This window comes from Mycoplasma sp. 21DD0573, assembly GCF_034863425.1.
In the GTDB taxonomy this organism is placed as follows: Bacteria; Bacillota_I; Bacilli_A; order Mycoplasmatales; family Metamycoplasmataceae; genus Mycoplasmopsis.
In genome coordinates this window covers 18848-41146 of the sequence record NZ_JAYFEZ010000002.1, presented here as the reverse complement: position 1 = coordinate 41146, position 22299 = coordinate 18848, and the positions used below count along the sequence as shown (strand labels likewise).

Sequence of the window (22299 nt, the reverse complement as noted above, 5' to 3'; positions counted from 1 at the left end):
TAACCCATCTGTTCACTTTTAGTGTGCCAGATTATTTCTTTTGTTTAGAATCTTCACAAGAAGCGACAAATGCTACAGGAATTAATGTCATACCTGAAATTGATACAATTTTCAAAAAGGTTTTAATTTTTTCATAATTCCACAATTAATATATAATGAATATATATATATATATATATATTATAGAATAGTTATATATAGAATTAGGAGATATGTATGAAAAATAAAGCATTAAAAAGAGGTCTTTTAATTGTGCCTGCATCAGCACCATTAATAGGACTTACTTTGACTCTTTCAGCAAATCATTCAAAACAAGATGTGAATATTGCGATTAATAATGATAATTATGTGTTTGATAAAGTTAATTCTAATATTTCAGATGATATTTGAACAGGTTATGATAATTATAGTAATGGCACAGTTCATAGGTGATACAACTCTTTAAATGCAGATGGAGTAACTAATTTAAGTCAAACTGGGAATAATAAGCTTAAATGAAGCGCGACTGGTGATGCATGGTATAGATTATTCGATGCTTCAACCCCAGGTTTACCATCGAATATTAATCAAACCAATTGAAACGGTGAGGGTTTTGCAAATGAAATTGGTAATATGTATTCTTGAGAAAAAGATGGTGCTTCATCATCATTACCTGATAACACTGGTTCTTGATGAAATGGAAATGGATATAATCCATTAACTAATACTAAAAAAGTTAAAGTTGGTGTTAACTTAACTAATGCTGATACAAATAATGACTTTTTTACTGCTGGAATTTACTTTTCTGACGATATTAGATTAGTTGGTGATATCAAAATTCACTTATTTGTTAAAGAAGATAGTAGCAATGTTAATATTGATCAAACTGAAGGTAAATTAACTACATATACCATAAATATCAATGATAATCCAAAAGCTAATATTGGCAAAATGGAAATAAGCCCATGAATAGGTAAAACGCAACAATTAACTAGCGCAGAGAAATCAGTTAGTACAAGCGTAAACGGTAAGTCAAAAATGGCTTACATTAGTGACTATGCTTATTTACCATATTATGATCATATTCCTAATGAGTACAAAAATAATATGTCAGATACTAATAAAAATCAAAGAAACTGATGACAAAACACTAGACAACAAGGAAGTAATGAACTTTATGATGTTTTAATTAGAGGTTATACTCCACAAGCAGTAAGAAATTCTAAATTTACTTTCACAACTGATAAATATAATAAAGTTGCTTTTGGTTTATTTCAACACTCAATAATTAGGGATAAGACTCCTGTTATTACTAAAAATAATATAACTCAAAACCAAGGGGGATTATTTGTTTTTAGAGTTAATACAAGTACATCACATAATGAAATTGTTGCAGGGGCTGTAGTTGAATTAGAAATGAAACCATTCAATAATTCAGCTGAACCTTTTGATCAATTATATGCTGGTAATGCTGGTTCTACCACTGAAAAGAAAACATATTTTGGAGTTTCAGAATATAGAAATTTAAATAATAGAGATGAACACAAGGTTATTGGTGGATTTATTAAAATGGCTGATCGGAAACAGTCATATTTAAAGAAATTTAACACTGAAGAAAAAATTCAAGACAATCTTGAATTTTACAATAAAGCAACTGATGGAATTCCACAAGCTAATTTATCTATTTCTGAAAACGGAAATAGTGCTTTTGCATACTATATAGATAAAAATGGCGTTTCATATGACAACAAAAATGTAATTAGAACAAGAAATATTTATCAAGATTATAAAAAATACAATAACTTGGATAACTTACGTCTAAATGCTTCTTTTGCTACTGGTACAGATACCAAAAAATGAAGAATGATTACTAAAACCTCAACTGCTTCTGCATCAACTACTTTTGGAAGAGAATATCTTGATTTTGAACCGATTGAATACACATTTACAGATTTAGAATATCTTAAAAGATATATTCAATCTAAAAAATGATTAACTAAAGGTGAAAAAGATGCTTTAACTAGATATGTTGAAGCTGATACATCTTTTAATATAGATAATGAATTTACAGATACAGATGCTAAAAATAGTTGAAAAACCAAAATTGATACAATTGATGATTTACAAAAATCAATAGAAGAAAAATATAAAGAGGTTCGCGAATCTCCAGTTGATACTAAAATTTATGATAGTAATTGAAATACAATTGCTACAAATAAAATGCTTTATGCTTTAGCTGATATCGAAGTTAAAAAGAATTTAGAAGATTTTATCAAAACTAATTCTAGCGTTATTAAACTTAAATCTACTGAATATAATAATGATGCAAAAGCACAAGATAGAAATACTTCTACTCAATATGATACTGCTCAATCTTATGATTATTTAAATAGACTTCTTCAAACAATTAAAACAACTTTAACTGATAGACTTGATGCAATTTTAACTTCTGGTAAAAACAATTTAGATTCTATTTATGCAAAATTAGATGATTATCAAATTACTCAAGCCAATTCGCAAACTTATCCAAATAACAATACAAAAGCAACTAATTTGTTAACTAATAATCTTATTCAAAATGTTATTGATACTTTAAAAACTGCAGAAGAAGTCAAAACTTTTGACTCAACTGACTCAACAACATCAAGTTCTTACGAATCTAATATTAAGAATGTTTTAGACACTATTGCAAATTTAAATTCTCTTGTAACAGAAAAAGATAATTTAAGAAATCAAATTATCGAAGAACAAAAAGCACAAAACGACTTTAATCATTATGGTGTATTTACTAGAACAACAAATAAAATTGATTTAAGTTCTTTTGATACTTTTGATGCAAATTTAAAAAATACTACTAATAAAACAATTGATAATATTTTTGAAACAACTCAAACCTTAAGTGATTTTTACACTGATGGTAAAAATACTTTACAAAAAAATTGAATCGATAAATTAACTGGTGATAAACTTAATGGAGCTGTTGAAGAATTTAAAAAAGAAATCAACAATTTTACTTTCTTAAATGGTAATAATACTATTGGTGAAAAATTCTATATCATTAATTCTCTAGAAGGAAAATTGGACTCAAAAGGCCCTTTTACTTATAATGCTCAGACTAAAACTTTAGCAATTAATAAAAATTATTATTCAATTATTAATGACGAAATGAAACTTGCGTTTGATATTGCGATATCAAATGCAAAAAATCAAATTAATAGTCTTACTTATTTAAGTCAAGATGAAAAAGATAATGTTAAACGATTAATTGGACAAGCTCAATTGTATAAAGATACTTATGTAGCTGATGAAGACTATTCTGATAAAGTTCTAATCGGTTCAGATAAAAATATCAAAACTATTGTGGATAAATGAACTAATATTAATAATGAACGTGAAAAAATTAAAGACTATACTGCTACTTTTGATTATCCAGATAAAAGCATTAAACCTTCAACTGCAGATCAAAATTTAATTACTACTGATAGTATTGATCCTAATAAGCAAGGGGTAGAAACTAAAATTATTGGTATTCAAGCCGATGATAATGCTGGCACTTTAGTAGTTGCTTATAAAATTCTTAAATCAAGTGATAAAGACAACATCTATACAGAAAATAAAACTTATAAAATTACTGGTTTTAGTGATGAACAATCAAGAATTGAAACTTTAAGCGCTACTCCAGAATATAAAGTGGTAACTCAAAAACCTAATATTCAAGCCTCAACTGTGGTAAAAGCAAATAATGCAAATGTTGATATTGTTTGACAATTGCCAACCAATACAAAAATTTATGCAAATAGTGTTAAGTATCTTGGTTACAATGACATTACAGGTAAAATCAAAGTTGCATATAAATTACAATCAACTATTGATAATACTGCTATTTCAACTGAAAAAACCGCTGAAATTAATGGGTTCCAAACTGAAGCAGATAGATTAAATGGCCTAATTACTCAAGATACTAATGATACTCAAAAAACAACTCTTAATATTACAACTAATCCAATCAAACGTGCTTCAGATTCAACTTTGAATACTGACTATACAATTTCACTTATTGATAATTTTGGTACTGATAATAGTGTTGCATTAACTGATTTATCTAATCGCACAAATAATGACACTAATGGATCAATTTCATATACTTACAAATTAAAAACTACAAGGGAAGCAAATGATTTAGTTACTATTGCTGATGAAATTCCTTCAAATGTAGATATTAAAAGTAATGCTTCATCTTCACAAACTAGAACTGGATTTTTAACACAGGCTCAATATGAACAAAATCAAAAAGATGCAAAGAAAAAAGAAATTGATAATTATCAATATTTAAATGATGCACAAAAAAATGCTATTAAAGAAGCGATCCAAAATGCTCCAATTGATCAATTAGACCAAAAAGTTGATGATGCAAGTGATTTAAATGATGCAATGAAAGCTTACAACGATGCAACTAATAATATTGAAACAATTAAACAAGGCACAGATTACACTCAAGCAGATAATCAAAGTGCTTTAGATAATGCTGTAAATCAACAAAAAACTGATGTTGATAAGACTCAAGGTTCTGATTTATCATTAACAGAAGTTAAAAATAGAACTAAAACAATTCAAGAAGCAATTAGTAATTTAAATGGTGATGAAAAATTACAAGAAGCTAAAGATAAAGCAATAGCGAAAATTAATTCCGATTATTCATCATTAACTGATAAACAAAAAGAAAAAGCAATTGCTTTAATTAAAGCTAAAAATACCATTGCAGATGTTAACAATCAAGATGCAACTAATAATGCATTAAATTCATCAATGAAAAAACTGCGTGATTTCATTACAAATCAAAATACTGTTGTAACAAAAAATAATTATATTTACACAACAAATGATTTAAGAGCTGTTTATGATGGTAATCCTACTAAAAATAATGGTCAAAAAGGTGGAGCAATTAAAAAAGCAGAAGATTTATTAACTGCTTTAAATACTGAAAATAATTCTGAATTGATGAATAAAACTAATGTTGACTCAATGAATACTGAAATTCAAAATGCAATTAATAATTTAAATGGTCAACAACGTTATAATGATGAATTAACTAGATTAAATTCATTACAAACTGCAACAGCAAAAGTTAAAGATAATTCACAAAATACTAAAACTGCTAGTGAAATCACTAAAGATGATGTTGAATTTAACGATTCTACAATCCCTGCAGACGTTAAACCAGTTGATTTAGTGATTTCAAATACAAATGAATTAACAGGTAAATTAGACTTAAGTTACAAATACCAATCAACTAAAGAAAATCTTGAAAGTGTTCAATCAAGTAAAACTTATACTTTAAATAATGACAATGCCTTAAGCACTTTAACTGAACAACAAAGAGTGGATGCTATTTTAGCTGATTCAAACAATTCATTTACTATTAATGAAAGTGATACTAATGCAATTAATAGAAATCAATTACCAAGTGAAGTTGCTAAAGAAGCTATTAAAGCGTTTAACAACCCAGCAGACTTAAATGTTGAAGGTTATTTAAACAGTATTGAATTATCACCAAACAATGATAATGGTACATTAGATATAACATTCAAAATTGCTTCTACCAAAGCAATATTGAATTCAAATAATGATCCACAAAACCCAGCTGTTGTTTCAACTAACACAAGAACAATTACTTTAACAGGCTTTAAAACTACTTTACAAGCTGAAAAAGAAAAAGTTACTGAATACATTAATAACAACGTTCCTGAAGCAAAAAAACAAGCTTTATTAGATGAATTAGCAAACGCTAATAGTCTTGATGAAGTAGCTAAAGTTCAACTTAAAGCAGAAATTGAAAAAGCTATTGCTGACGCAACAAATAATTACCCTTATTTAAATAACAATCAATTAGATGCTTATAAAGCAGATTTAAAATTAGCAACTTCAACTGAAGCAATTCAAGCTCGTAGCACAACAGCAAGCACATTGAATGATAAAATGGAAGAATTAAGTGATGCTGTTAAAGCTGAATTAACCGCTTTAACTAAACAAGCTGTTGCAGATGATCAAAACAATGATGCTAAAACATCTATTGTTTATACTTTAGCAGATGCTGATAAAAAACAAGCTTATGATAATGCTTTATCAGCAGCTCAAGAATTACTTAATAAAACTAATGGAGCTAACTCAGAATTAAGTGCTGTTGAAACAGTATTAAGCAATTTACAAACTGCTTATGGTGATTTAAATGGTGTTCAAAACCAAAATGCATTAAGTCAAAGAATTAATGATTTAGATAATTTAACTCCTAAACAAAAACAAACTCTCAAAGATAAAATTGATGGTGCTGCTAATAAAGAAGAAGCAAACAAAATTATTGAAGCGGCTAAAAACTTAGATAAAGCTATTAGTGATCTTAAAGCTAAAATAGCTGAAGCTGAAGGTAAAAAAGATAAACTTGAATATACAGGTGATACAACAGGTAAACAAGCTAAATTTGACCAAGCAATTCAAGATGCTAAAAAGGCATTAAAAGGCTATGAAACAGCAGATTTAAGTAATTTAAACAAAGATCAAATTGCTGAAAAAACCGCTGAAATTAACACTCAAACGTCAACTTTAAATGATGCAATTGATGCCTTAGATGGATTTAGAAACAAATTCAAAGAAGATCTTAATAATTGAGAATTATTAGATGCTAGTCAAATTAAAGCTTTACAAAACAAAGTTGATAATTTACAAAAACAACCAACACAAGAAGAAAAATCAAGCATCCTTCAAGAAGGATTAAGTTTAAGCAAAACCAAAGCGTCAAACAAAATTAATAATAATTATGCAAATCTTTCAAGTGAAGAAATTACTGAATTATTAAGAAAAGTTAATAGTGCCGAACTTGATGAAACTCAAGGTCACAAATATGACGCTGCTGTTAAAGCAATAATTCAAGAAGCTGAAAAATTAAACCAAAATAAACAAGCAGCTATTAACGCGATAAATAGTTTAAGTGATTTAACCCTAAATCAAAAAGCCGTATTTGAAAATCAAGTTAAAACATTGCCGACATCACAAGTTTTAACAGTTCAAGAAACTGCTACAGCTTTAAATACTGCCATTTTAGAAGCTAAGAATGTTGTAAAAGAAGAAATTCAAAAATTAGCAAAAGACGACCAATTGACCTATGAAACAGCTAAATCAGCAAATAAAGTTGCTGACAAATATAGATTAGCAAATACTGCTTTGAAACAAACTTATGATGCTAAATTAAAAGCTTTAAATGATTTAATTGTTAAAGATAATGTTTCAAAAACAGAAATTGACAATGCTAAAGGCGAATTAATTTCTGCTTATGATGCACTCAATGGTGATGAAAACAAAAACAAAAAAGCTCAAGCAGTTGATAAACTTGATAATTTATCAAAAGATCAAAAAGATAAAATTAAAGACTTATTAAGTAATGCTACTGATGAAGAAGCTGCACAAAAAATCTTAGAAAAAGCTCAAAAATTAAACTTAGATCTTGGCGACTTAGAAAAACAAATTACTTCTACAGAAACTAAAGTTGCAACAAGCATTTATACCAATGATGCGCAAGGCAGAAAAGAAGCTGTTGATCAAGCCTTGGAAAATGCTAAAGCTAAATTAGCAGAATTAAAAGCTAAAGATTTAAGTAATGCAACTGTTGATTCATTAAATGGTTTAGCTAATGAAGCAAACCAAAGTAAAGAAGTCTTAAAAATTGCTGATGAAGCCCTTGATGGAAATAGAGAAGTATTAAGAAATGACATTGATAATCATTTCCCAAATCTAAACGAAAACCAAAAAGGCTTATTAAAAGCTGAAATTGAAAAATTATCAAAAGTTCCAACACAAGAAGAAACACAAGCTGTTTATGACAAGGCTCTTAAATATGCACAAATCAATGCCAAAGATGAATTAGCTAAACTAGATAATTTAACTAAAGCTGAAAAAGATACATATATTACTAAAATTGATGCTGCCACATTAGATAAGACAAATGATGATTTTGCTATTAATGTTAAAAATCTTTTAGATCAAGCCAAATCTGACGAAGCAACTAAAGCCAAAGCTATTGAAACAATTAATAATTTAACTAACTTAAATCCGGCTCAAAAATCATCCTTAACTGAAGAAGTCAAAAATAACCAAGCAAGTGAAGCTAATAATATTGTTGAAAAAGCTAAAGAAATTGATGGCAAAATGAAAGCTTACAAAGATATTGCTGAAGTTGACAAAACAAGTGTTGATTATGTTGAAGCTGACGAAGATCGTCAAGTTAAATACAATAATCAAGTAGCAATTAGAGCTGAAGATTTAGGTGATAATGGAACTAATTTAAGTGTTGAGCAAATTGATACTAAAATCACTGAACTAAATAATGCAATCAATGGATTAAACGGTGAAGAAAAAGTCGCTCAAGCTAAGGCTAATGCTATTGCTAAAGTTAAAGGTGAAAACCCAATTTATAACAATTTAACTGATCAACAAAAAGATGAAGCAATTGCTAAAATTAATGAGCAAAATTCAGTCGTGGATGTAAATTCTGTCGATGCTAATAATGCCTTGGTTAATGGTACAATGGCTACACTTGATCAATACTTAAACAACGAAACTAAGATTAAAAACGATATTAATTACACAGGTTCAGAAGAAGATTTAAGAGAAGCATATGACGATGCTATTCAAGCTTTAAAAGACTATAAAACAGCCTTAAACGAACCAAGCGATGACACAAAAGATATCTTAAGCAATAACAAGATTCAAGAAAAAATCAATGCGGTTCATGAAGCAATTAATAACTTAAATGGTAAAGAACACATTAAAACAGTTAGAGCTAAAGAAATTGCTAAAATTAATGCTTTAGAAAACATTAATGATGCTCAAAAATTAGCTTTAATTGCTAAAGTTGATAAGGCTACAACTCCTGAAGATGTTAGAGCTGTAACTGAAGAAGCAGCAGCATTAGATGAAAAAATGGCTGAGCTTAAACAAGCAGTCGCTGACAATCAAGATACACCTAATAGTGTTGATTATAAAAATGCAACTGAAGTAAAAATGCGTGAATTTGATAAAGCGTTTAATAATGCAAGCAATTTAGCTGATAAAGAAAATGGAAGCGCTGAATTAAGTATTGACAACATAGATTCATTAATTGAAAAATTAAATGTTGCTGCTCAAAATCTTGACGGTGATGAAAAAATCAATAACAAAAAAGCTGAAGCAAGAAACTTAATTAATGGTCTTGAACATCTTAATGACGCTCAAAAAATAGCTTTAATTGAAGAAGTTGATAAAGCTAAATTGTTAGCTAATGTTGACAAAGTGGTTGATAAAGCTCAAACATTGAACAATGCTATGGGTCAATTAAAAGAAACAGCTAAGGCAATTAATGATGAATTAACTCAACCAGATAATCCTAAATATGTCGCAGCTTCTCAAGAACCAAAAGCCAACTATGATCAAGCTAAAACCAAAGTTGACGAATTAATAAGTAAACAAGGTTCAAATGAAGACGTTGCTAAAGTATTAGAATTAGAAAAAGCATTAATTGATGCAAAAAATGCTCTTGACGGTGATAAAAACTTTGAATATGCTAAAGAAAAGGCAATTGAAAAAGTTAATGAAAATAACAACTTAACTCCTGCTGAAAAACAAGCTTTAATAGATCAAGTTAAAGACTTAGCTATCCCTTCTAATTCAGATAATGCTGATGAAGTTCAAAACTTCAAAGACAATTTAGATAAAATTGTTAATAAAACAGACTTAATTAATAATGTTAAAAACAACGCTAATTTAACACCTGAACAAAAAGCAGATTTAATCGAAGATATTGAAAAAGCTAATGTTGATGATAAATTAAACAATGAAGCTAACAAAAATTCATATAGTGATACATTAGACAAGATTAAAGCTAAAGAAAAAGCTTATGAAAGAATTAACGCTACTGATGACTCTCAATTAAACGCTGAAGATAAAGAAAAATTAAGTGATAATATCAGCCAATTAGACCCTAGAGATAAAACATTTGTTGATCAATTAGCTAATGAAGAACTTAAAGAAAATAAAATTAAAGAAATCAGAAACAATCCTAATTTAACTGATGATCAAAAATCACAATTAATTGATGAAGTTGCTAACTTAGACAATAAACAACCTGATTTGGTTGATCAAATTGCTAACATTGATCAAAAAGCTAAACTAATTGAAAAAATTCAAACTAATGAACACATTAGCGATGAAGACAAAAACAAATTAGTAAATGAAGTAATTAATGTGCCTCATGATGACAGTAAATTAACTGATAAATTAAACAACATTGAATCTAAATTGAATTTAATTGACCAAATTAAACAAAACCCTAATTTAGATGAAAATGCTAAGGAAGCTTTAATTGATCAAGTTCATAATATTCCTAATGATTCTGATGACTTTAACAAACAAGCAGATAATATTTCAGCTAAAGTTAAAGCAATTGAACAAATTAAAGCAAATGATGAGTTAACTAAAGAAAATAAAGCAAATCTAGTTGAGGAAATTATTAACTTAGATAATAATCAAACTAAATCAAGTCTTGATTATCAAATTAGTAATGTTGATAAAAAAGCCGAACTTTACGAACAAATTAACCAATCAGACTTGCCACAAGCTCAAAAAGATGAATTAATTACTGAATTAGACCCAATTAACGCTAATAGCGAAAATGCTTTAGTAAGCTTTGACAACATCAAAGATCAATTAAATAAATTAAGCAAAATTAATAATGATCAAAGTTTAAGTGACAATGATAAAACTAAATTAGTTGAAGATGTTTTAGCTAACAATCCAACTGAACAAAACTACAATGAAATAGCTAAAAACATTAACAAAAAACAAGAAGCAATTGATCAAATTAGACAAAATCCAAACTTGACAGAAGAACAAAAAGATTCAATTTCTCAAAATATTAGAGAATTAGATGAAACAAGCGATGAATTTGCTAATAAATTAGACAATGAAAAAGCTAGATTAGACTTTATTGATCAATTACATCAAGAAGCTAAAGACAACAAAATTTCTGATGAAACCAGAGATAAATTAATTAGCGAAACATTGAATTTAGCTAATGATTCAAGCTTTATAAATAACTTAAATAACGTTAAAGCTAAAGACAAATTAATTCAACAAGTAAAAGCGAGCGATGTGCTTAATGACACAACCAAAGCAACATTAATCAATAACATTTTAGATAATAATGCTACAAGCACAGAATTTGATAATAAACATAATCAAATTACTCAATTATATGTTGATGCTGAAGAATTGGCTAAAGCTAAAAATGATTTAGTAGATTTAACCAAATCTAAGAAATTTGAAAAATTAACTAAATATCAAAAAGATGCAATTAATAAAGCAATTGCTGATTCAGATGAAATTTTAAATAATCTTAACTCTCATAACAACGAAGATGTAGTTAAACAAACAACTATTGATAAAAGATTAAAAGAAATATCACCAATCTTAATCTGACCATACTTTGTAGCTACTTCAGTAGCAACTTGATTAATTGGTATGTTAATCTTTGTATTTGGTAGAAAGAAAAAATAAGAAGTTAATTAACAATTAATAAACAATCAAAATCAATCAGTGCTAGATAAAAATAGTGCTGATTTTTTGTATTTTTTAAAAACCAAAAAATAATGTGAAAACACCTCAACAACATTGAGGTGTTATTATGTCTAATTAACCCTTCTGTCCACTTTTAGTGTCCTAGTTTATTTCTTTTTGTTTAGAATTTTCACAAGAAACAACAAATGCCACAGGAATTAATGTCGCACTTAAAATTAATGCAATTTTCAAAACGTTTTGTTTTTTTATAATTCTTCTATAAGTTCTTCTGTAAGATGTATAATACATCCATATACATATACATATATATAATGATTTCATATGTATTTCGAAATCATTAATAATAACTCACATGAGTTGAGTTATTTTTATGTTTATTTTAATGTGTATATATTTATATTTAATTAAAACAATTAACAGGAGACTTAATTTATGAAGAAAAAAAATATATTTACGCTTTTAAGCGCTGCTCTTTCTTCATCTATACTTTTAATTTCTTCAGTTCCTATCTATATGGGTAAAGATACTACTGATACTAAATATGACAGTTTCTTTTATGAAGATACTGACATTTATTCTAATACAAGATATAGTCAATATGGTTCATATGACAATGGAAACGGGTATCAATTCTATGGATATAAAGGAACTCAAAATTTAGTAACTATTGGTGATCCATCAGTAACTGATAATAGAAATCCTAATTTCTTAAATACAAATTATTTTGATAGATTTACTAAAAGAGCTAATTGGGTTGATGATAAATCATTAAATGGTAGACGTAGAAAATGAAAATTAATTTTTCATAAAGATCAACCAGCTAATTTTAGAGAAAACAGATATTTAGGTGGTTTCTATTTTTCTCAAGACATGATTTTAGCGGATAATTCATTCGTTAAATTTTCATTTTATCCAGCTGATATTAATGTTATTGATTATGCAAATGTTTCAACAAAGGAAATTCCGGTTTCATGAACTAAATTACCAACCAATAAAAGTGATTACACTTTTATTAATCCGCTTTATTCTCAAAATCCTTATTTTGAAGATAAGTGACAAAATATTGTTAACTGAGTAAATCCAGAAAATACTTCTACCGCTGGAGCAGCTGGATATAACAATAATAGCGAAATTAGATTAAGAGGATTGTGAACTAATTCTGCCTACCCTTGAACAGCAGAAGAACAAGCAACTGCTGAAAAAAATGGTTTAACTCGTGATAGCCGCTCAAATATTGCTAATAGATTAATTAATGACCAAGTTACTACCCTTGGAAAGGGAACACCTGGTTTCTATCATAAATCTATTAAAAAAATTAATAAATTTGAAAATGGTGAAGTAGCAAGACAATTAATTAATGATGGCTTGTATGATGAAGATTTATTAAATAATGAAGGTATTGGTTTTTGAAATTTATTAGAAAAAAATGCTGGATATATGTTTAGTTTTTTCATTGACGCACCAAATGCTAGAAATAGAGGATGATCAAACAACGTTGTAGTTGTTGAATTTGAAACAGTTGATAATCCTAATTTTAAATGAAATGGCAACATTTCTGTTCCAACCTTTTTAGGTGGAGCTTACACTCTTTTTGATGTTGGATTTAACTCTGGTTTTGAAGGTGAATCTGGATTTATCATAAGAAGTGAAAAAACTAAATCATCTGAATACAAATTTAGAATTAAAGAAACAGTTAATTCATCTGATACTAACATATATTTACCTAAATCAATTAAAAGAAGAGAAGATGATGAAATTGATAATAAATTGTACGAAGTAGGTCTTTATTACACTAATCAAAATGGTACAGAAATTAAATTACTTGATTTAGATAGAACAAAATACAATAACATAAATAATGCAAGAGAATATTATAGTGAATACACTTTAAATTCACCGCTTAATAATATTGATCCAAGCACTTTCAAAATTAAAGCAAAAATTAAAGACACTAATTTCCAAAATCAATGAAATATTGCAGAAGCAAAACTTGCTTCTACAACAAAAGATTCTCAAGGTTTTTATGTTTTTAATGATTTAACCTATACTCCTCTTATTACTGATAGATTAAGAATTGAACAAATGTTACAAACAGATTTCCCTAATTTATCAGGTTGAGTTAGTGAATTAGTTCAAAAATTTATTAATAATGAATTTAAAGATAAGGGTGAAAATAGTAGCGAAAGTGATGTTTGATTTAAAGATCATAACAACACAAGTACACCTGATGATAAAAAGTATGTATACACTTTTATTAAATTATTGAGATTTATGATTCCTACAATTCAATCTGCTTCAGAAGTTGATGAAATTTATTATTCTGACACAAATAAAGGATTATCTAGCGATGAAAACAAATTAATTTCTCAATTAAATTTTGCTTATTCTTCTACTCAAAATTTAAAAGAAATGGTTGTAAAACTTCATGAATTTTTATCTAGTGGAAAAAATGCCTTAAAAAACGATCAACCTCTCCCACAAGGGCAAAAAGCCGCTACTGAATGAGGTTATAAATTAAATGACATTTTAGGTAGAAATCACCAAACCTATGATCAAGAAGTAGCAAAATTGGATGGATACAAAGTTGCTAATGACAATACAATTAGTGGTAAGATTAATGATCTTGCAACTAGTGAGTTTAGTCAAAATCATCCTGAAGCATACCAAAGATTGACCCAATCTGAAAAAGATAATTTAGTTAAATTATTTAAAGAAAAAGCAATTGATATTATCAATAATCAGTTTAAATTAACTGCAACTAATGGTGGTATTGATAACTTAATTGAAACCAATTCAAATACCAATTTAGAAACATTGAAGCAATTCCAAGCAGAAGTTGCTGATGCAATTTTGAAGCGTAAATATTTAAATGATTATGTAACTTGAATTAACAATAATTTAAAAAATGATGATGGAACTTGAAAAGAAACTGTTTCTGAAAATACTCTAAGTTCTCATGAAGATGGTGAAAAATACAATAAATTTATTGACGCTTTTGACAATGCAGAATACCAAAAAATCTTTTTAAATGATCCAAGTAAAGGCTTTTTAACTGATCATGTTAAGTTTAACAACTTCAAAACTAAATTGAATAATGGACTTAATTTATTAACTGAAAGTTTAAATGCTTTAGATGGTAACAAAAATCAAGCTAAAAAAGCTGTTGAATCATTTGTTTTTGTTGAAAGTAATGAAACTGAAAGACAAGAATTTGCTCCTTTATTAGAAAGATTACAAAATAACTATGAAAGTAATAATGGAGCAGTTAAAGACGCTGTTTGAAGCACAAATAATAGTAAATTAGCAGAACAAATTAATAAAATTTTTGCTAAAGCTAAAACTAATTCAATTGCTAAATTAAATAAATTAACTAATTTAACTGAAACTGATAAGACAGAATTTTCAAGATTAATCAATGAAGCAGAACTTAATCCAATTAGTAAGAAATTTACTCAATTTGGTAATGATGCAAATTTAAAACTAATTTATGATAAAGCAGCATTAATTGATCATATTCGTTCATTAACTAATTTAACTGCTAAGCAAAAACAAGCTTTAATTGATCAAATAAATATTGCAGATAGTAATGATAGTAATTATGTAAATCCTAAAAATTATGAAACATTTAAAACAAATGCAACTAATTTAAATACACAAATGAAAGCATTAAAAGATTACTATGATAAATTGCCTGATTCACTTAAACCAAATAATAATGGTGAAATTACTGATGAACTTTATGTTTATGAAAAAACTCAAACCGAAAAAGAAAATTATAAAAACTATATTAAGCAAACCGAGGCAGTAATTGATGATTCTGCTACTAAAACAATTACTAATAGTACAGAAATTGAAACTTTATTAAGAAATCTTGAAGATGCCAAATCTAAATTAGATGGTTCTAGTTCATATTTACCAAGACAAAATGAATTAAAACATATGACAGTTGAATTAAAACAACAATTGTTAAAAGAAATTGATACTACAATTACTAATGAAAATGATAAAGAAAATCAATTTAAAAAAGTTCAAGCCTTAGACCTAGCAATTGGTAAAGAATTAAATAAAATTAACCAATGACAAACTAATTATGTGGTAGATACTAATGTCGGTTATAAAAATGCTATTGAATCACTCAAAAAAGATGCCGATAGTTTAACTACAAAATTAACTACTGCATTTAATTCAAATTTAGCAGATGGTAATCAAAATAAAGATAAATTCAATCAAGTTGAACAAGAAGATCCAAATAATTACAGTGGACTTTATACTAAAGCTTTTGCTAACTTTAAAGCTTTAAAAGAAGAATTAAGCAATCTTAAATCTAAACTTGATGAAAGTAATCGTTTATATAACTTAGCTATCAATCACACTAATAATAATCCAGAATTATTTGCTACTAATGTGGCTAAAAATTATGCTAATGATCAAAGTCCTTTTACTGTGGAAATCAATGATAATCAACCAGATGCCGTTATTCAAAATATACAAGTAGTTGCTGCTAATGATGTTGATGGTAAACTTGAAATTACTTATGAAATAGTTTCAACTAAAGCCAAGTTAACTGATGTTAAAACTAAAGTGCAAACTTACGTTTTTAAAGCAGATACTCAAGATAATTATCAAACTGAAAAACAAAGATTAAATACTATTGCTAATAGTATTAATGAAGATAAAAGTAAAATTAGTCTTAATTTTACAGCTGCCAATGAATTAGCTAATTCAGAAACTGCTAAAAATAAAGCTAATTATTCATATTCAAATGCAACAAATGAAGAATTAACTTTCGATATCACAAACATTAATCCAGAATCTGATTTTGGTAGAAGTACTTTAAACTTCACTTTAACTTCAACTAAATCTAAAGAAGATTTATTCTGAAGACAAGATAATAATTTAGATAATATCACTTATACAGTGCCAAAATCTGATGCTAATAGCGTAACAATCACCGGATTTAAAAATGGTGAAAAAACTAGATTAGATGGCTTAAGTGGTTATAGTATTGATAGAAGTGATAAATCTAAAATTTTAGCTTCTAAAGTTACCATAGAAGATTTAGATAGCAGTAAGTGAAGTTGAAGTCCAGAAATTGATGGCCAATATACTTTTGCTGAAAAAAGAATTGTAGGCTACAATGATGTTACTGGACAAATTAAACTTGGCTTTAAATTGCAATCAACTAAACCTGGCTTAGAGAAAGTAAAATCAGAAGAAAAATTTGTTACTATTTCTGGTTTTAAAACTGAATTAGATAGAATTAATGAATTAATTAAAGATACTTGAGTGGTCCAAATTGTTGATAAAAAACGTGGCGAAGAACATTCAAACAAGTTACCTTCTGAATTAAACTCAGATGATTTCACAACTAAAATTGCTGATAATTTAGTTAATCAAAATGTAACAATTAGTCCCGAACTATATATCTATCCAAATGATACAAAGGGAGAAGCTTATGTTTGTTTTAAAATAATTTCAGCCAGAACCGATTTAATCTCAGTAAATTGAGAACCTGTTGAAGAAAATCCGAAACCTATTATTTCTAAGTGATCAAATTATGTACTTCTTACTGCATATCGAACCACAAAATACAAAGAAGTTGATCGTTTAAATGATATAAACGTTACTTATACAAATAAAAATGCACAACTTATGCCTTCTGAAATTTCTGCTGCTAACATTAATAGTGCTTTAGCTGTAACTTTACCTGAGAATAGCGAAGCTGAAGTGGTTGAATTAGCTATTACTGATCAAGATGATCGAAGTGGTAGTTTAACTATTTCATATAAATTAAGATCAACTAAAGAAAATTTAACTAAAGCAGAAACTGCAGTTAAAACTTATACTTTTAAATCAGAAACTAAGGATAAATATAAAACTGAGCAAGAAAGAATTGATGCTATTAGTTATCAACCTACTTTAAGTGAAAATGTTAAATTAAATAAAACTGCTTCTGAAATAAAACCAAGCGATATTGTTTTTGTTACAAGCGAAACAGATGAAGCTTATGAAGTTAAAATTGTTTCAAATTCTATTAATGATAAAACCGGAGCATTTACTGTTGAATACAAGATTAAATCAAAAAGAACTAGTTTAGATGATATTGTTTCTACTCAAGTAAAAACTGCTACTTTTAATACTTTAACTGAAAGTCAAAGATTAGACAAAGTAATCAATGACAAGACAATCACTAAAGAAATTACTTATGCTGGACAAAAAGCTAAAAATAAAGTTTTAGCTTCAGAAGTAAAAAAAGAAATGTTGAGTCCAAACCAAGCATTATTAAGTAATTCGAAAGCTAAAATCGCAATTACTGATGTAAAAGTAGATCCAAACAATAATCAACAAGTAATTGTTACTTATAATTTAACTTCTACTAAAGATAATTTAAGTGACGTTACTTCAAGTGTAACTAAAGAAATTACTATCGGTGGTTTCCAAAGCCCAATTGATAGAGAAAAAGAAATAATTGATGCTTACACCAATGATGAATTTGTTGGTTTAGGTGATGCAACTAAATTAGCTTCTGCTTTCAATGATGCTTCTAAGCATAATGATATTAACTTAACTTTCAAAACTCCAGATAATCACGCTAACGAAAGAATTAGCATCACTAATGTAATTGGTTATAATGATGTAATTGGGGCTTTAAAAGTTCAATTTAAAGTTATTAGTAACAAAAACGGTCAAGATGTAGTTTCAGAACCAAAAGAAATTATTATTAATAATTATTTAACTGAAAAAGGTAGATTAAATAATTTACGTCAAGAGATGTATAATCAAAATATTAATGTTGATTATCCACAAAAATCATTATCAATACCTTCAAAAGCAGTAGATGATAATGATGATTTAAGTAATTTCTACTATACTCAAAGCAATGAAAATAAAGCTGAATTAATTAATGTTTCTAAAGAAAGTGTAGATGATGCTGCAGGAACTGTTAATATTGAAGCCGAACTTAGATCAACCAAAACTCAAGCTGAATTAATTTCTAATTGAGAAGTTGATCCTAATGTTCCTTTTGTAACACCTGTTTCAGATAATACTGCTTTAGGTTCTATTAGTGTATCTGGTTTCAGAACTAAGGCAGAACAAGATAAAATTGATCGTGAAGCAGAAAAAGAACGTTTAAATAATTTAACTGTTACATTAGATTATGACAAGAAAATTGCAACCTTACCTTCAGATGCAGATATTAAAAAAGTAATTGCAACTATTAAAGAAACTAATCCAGAAGCTAGAGTTGTAATTGATAGTATTGATACAAGACACGAAATTGAAGGCTCTATTAGAATCCAATACCATTTAGTTTCTGAAAAAAGCGATGAAATTTATCAAGATGTAACTTCAGCTAATAAATACGCACAAATTAAAGGTTTTAAAACTGAGCAAATGCGTCTTGATGAAATTATTCAAAACTTAGCAATTGAAGCCGGAATTAAAAATATTGCAAACGACCAATATGATAAACGAACGGCATCACAATTATTAAAAGACTTAATTTTAAATAAATTAGCAACTAATAAAGATACAAGTTATAACTTAAAAGTAGTAGATAAATCAGCTAATGATAACACAGGTGAAATTAGTTATACTTGACAAATTATTTCTAATAGAGGTACAGTTAATTCACAAAACTTGAATGCTGTAACTTCAAGCAAACAATATAATAAATCAGGTACTTTAAGTGGCTTTAAAACTTTAGCGCAAAAAGAAAAAGAAAGATTAGATTCTATTGATTTTAGTGACAAAGCTGAAAATGGTGTTCTTTATCGTATTGATTATCCAAATAAAGCAAATGAACAAGCTTCAAGTTTAACAAATGCAACCACCAATTGAACTTGAGATACATTAAATAAAGATAATTATGAATTTGTTAATCAAAAAATTGTTGGTTACAATGATTTAACTGGTGAAATTCGTTTAAGTTTCCAAATTAGATCAACTAAACCAGACTTTGCTTCTGTGGTTTCTAATACTAAAGAAATTATTATTAGTGGATTTGAAACAGAATTACAAAGATTAAATAAATTAATTGATGCTAATCCATATGATATTTCATTAAATAACACTGTTAATAAAGAAACTCAAAAAGCTTCAACATTAAATAAAGATAATTTTAGTGCTTCAATTAAAGAAAATGCCGACAATACAAGCGATCATAGCTCTGATTTACTTCTAACAGATGCAAATGATAATACTGGTCAAATTGGAGTTAAATACAAATTAATTTCAAATAGACAAGTAAATACTGATCAAACTGATTTGAAAAAATTAGTAAGCAATTGAAAAGAAACATTCAAAGAACAACAAGTAATTTCTAAAGAATCAACTCCTGTTAATTTTGCTGGCTTCTTAACAAATACTGAAGAAGAGAAAAGAAGAATTGAAGACTTCTTACCGAAAATTGTGCTTGATTTTACAAATCGTGATCAATACTTACCTCTTTATAATAAAAATGATGTAATTGATTCAAAAGTAATTGTTAAATTAAAGAATAATGAAACTTTAGAACAAAATCAAATTAAAGTTAAAGAAAATTCATTAACTATTACTGAACGTGATGATCGTGAAGGATATATCAAAGTAAGTTATACCTTGCAATCAACTAAACCAGGTTTAGAAGGTGCAGAAATTGTTGTTAATGAAACAAGAAGTGCTAATACTAATAAATTAAGCGGTTTCAAAACTGAATTACAAAGATTAGAAGGTTTAGTTTTTGATTTTAATAATAGTGTTAGTGATAAAAATCAAAAACAAGCTTCAGATACTGAAATTACTATCGGTAATTTAAATAAAAATGACGTTAAAACCACAAATATTACAATTAGTAATAAAACTCGTGATGATAGAAATGGTACTTTAAGCGGTACTTATAGCATTTATTCAACAAGAGACGGTTTAAATGACATTCATGTTGATGATAAAGAATTCACTATTAACGGATTTTTAACTGAAAAAGAAAGAATTAATAATTTATTAGCAGATGATACAATTCAATCTCATGTTGAATATAAATTAGATAATCAAGCTGAAATTTTACCTTCAGAATTATTAGCTAATAAAGATGAAGTATTAAATAATTTAAGTACATATTTTGATATGAACTTAGATAATGAAGCGATTAATCAAGTTAATTTAAAAATTATTGAGTTAAGTGCTGATGATACCGATGGTTCAATTACCTTTAAATATAAAATTGCTTCAACTAAAGAAAACTTAACTGATATTGAATCAGAACAATCTAAAACTATTACTTTAAGTGGTTTCTTAACTGAATTAGACAAGCATAAAAAAGAAGCTAAGAAAACTATTAATGCATTACAAAACATCTCAGAAACACAAAAAGATGCTGCTAAAGCTAAAGTTGAAGAACAAAACACAATTGACAATGTAAATAACATTGTTACAAACACAACAGCAGTTGATGCTGCTCTAGGAACAATTAAAGACATTGCCCCAGTTAAAGAAAAAGTTCAATTCAAAGAAGCTGATGCAGACAAACAAAATGCATTAACTACAGCATTGGATAATTTAAATTCATTAGAAAGCAAAGAAGACTTTCAGAATGCTGTAGAAAACTTACAAGATAAAGTGCAAACTCTTAAAGATGCTCACAAAGCATTAAACGGAGATTCAAACTTAGCAAAAGCTAAAGCAGATGCTATTGCTGCTATTGATAAGTTAAGTTACTTATCAAAAACACAAAAAGATACTGCCAAATCTGATATTAATGCTAAAGAAGCTATTGTAGATGTAAATAACATTGTAAACAATGCTACTTTAATGAATAATGCTAAAGAAGCTCTAGATAAAGCTTCTAAAGCACAAAAAACAATTGCTTACACAAAAGCTTCAGAACAACCAAAAGCTAACTTTGATGAAGCTAAAGCAGATGTAGAAGCAATTAAAGATATTACTAACTTTAATAAGCCAGTAGATAACATCGTTGATTTAACAAATAATTTAAACAACGCAACTGCTGCTCTTGATGGAAGTGAAAACTTAGATGCTGCTAAAGAAGAAGCTCTTAAAGAACTTGATAAACTTTCATACTTATCAGATTCAGAAAAATTCAAAGCTTCTGAAGCTATTAAAAACGCTACAGATGGTGAATCATTAGCAAAAGCTATCGAAGACGCTAAAGCTTTAAACAAAGCTATCTACGATAAAAAAGTAGATGAATTAAACGATTTAACGAACCAATACTTACAAAGTACATACGGAACAGATGCTTCAAACAAACATAGAGAAAATGTTGTTAAAGCAATTAATGAATTTAATTCAAAAGCATTCTCAGATACAAATGGAGAAGCTGCTATTGCTAAAGCTCAAAACTTACTTGATTTAGTTGATTCAATCACAACAAACAAATCAAGAAATAACTTTGAAGAATTAGCTGACGCTTCAGACCTTGCAAATATCGATACTTTAGCAAACGCTGTAATTAAACACAATTACTTTGAAACATCTACAAAAGCTAAGAAAAAACTTAACTCAACAGACCTTAAAAACATTAAACAATTAGTTTCTAAGGCTGGAGATATTGAGGGATTAAATGTGCTTACAACAGCTATTACTAAAGGATTAAAAGACAACTCACCAATCTTAATCTGACCATACTTTGTAGCTGCTTCAGTAGCAACTTGATTATTGGGAATGGCTATCTTTATATTTGGTAAGAAAAAATAATTGTTAAGTAATAATTAACAAGAA

The 22299-nt window shown here is 27.6% G+C and carries 2 protein-coding genes; both read left to right on the top strand.

Translation table 4 applies throughout. The features are described 5' to 3' along the window. The first annotated feature begins 216 nt into the window (after nt 1-216). Nucleotides 217-11559, top strand: coding sequence for a lipoprotein 17-related variable surface protein (locus tag VBM86_RS00385; protein ID WP_323189479.1), 11343 nt, complete (start codon nt 217-219; stop codon nt 11557-11559). Between the two features lie 453 nt (nt 11560-12012). Next, nucleotides 12013-22275, top strand: coding sequence for a lipoprotein 17-related variable surface protein (locus VBM86_RS00380; protein WP_323189478.1), 10263 nt, complete (start codon nt 12013-12015; stop codon nt 22273-22275). Nucleotides 22276-22299: the final 24 nt, after the last annotated feature.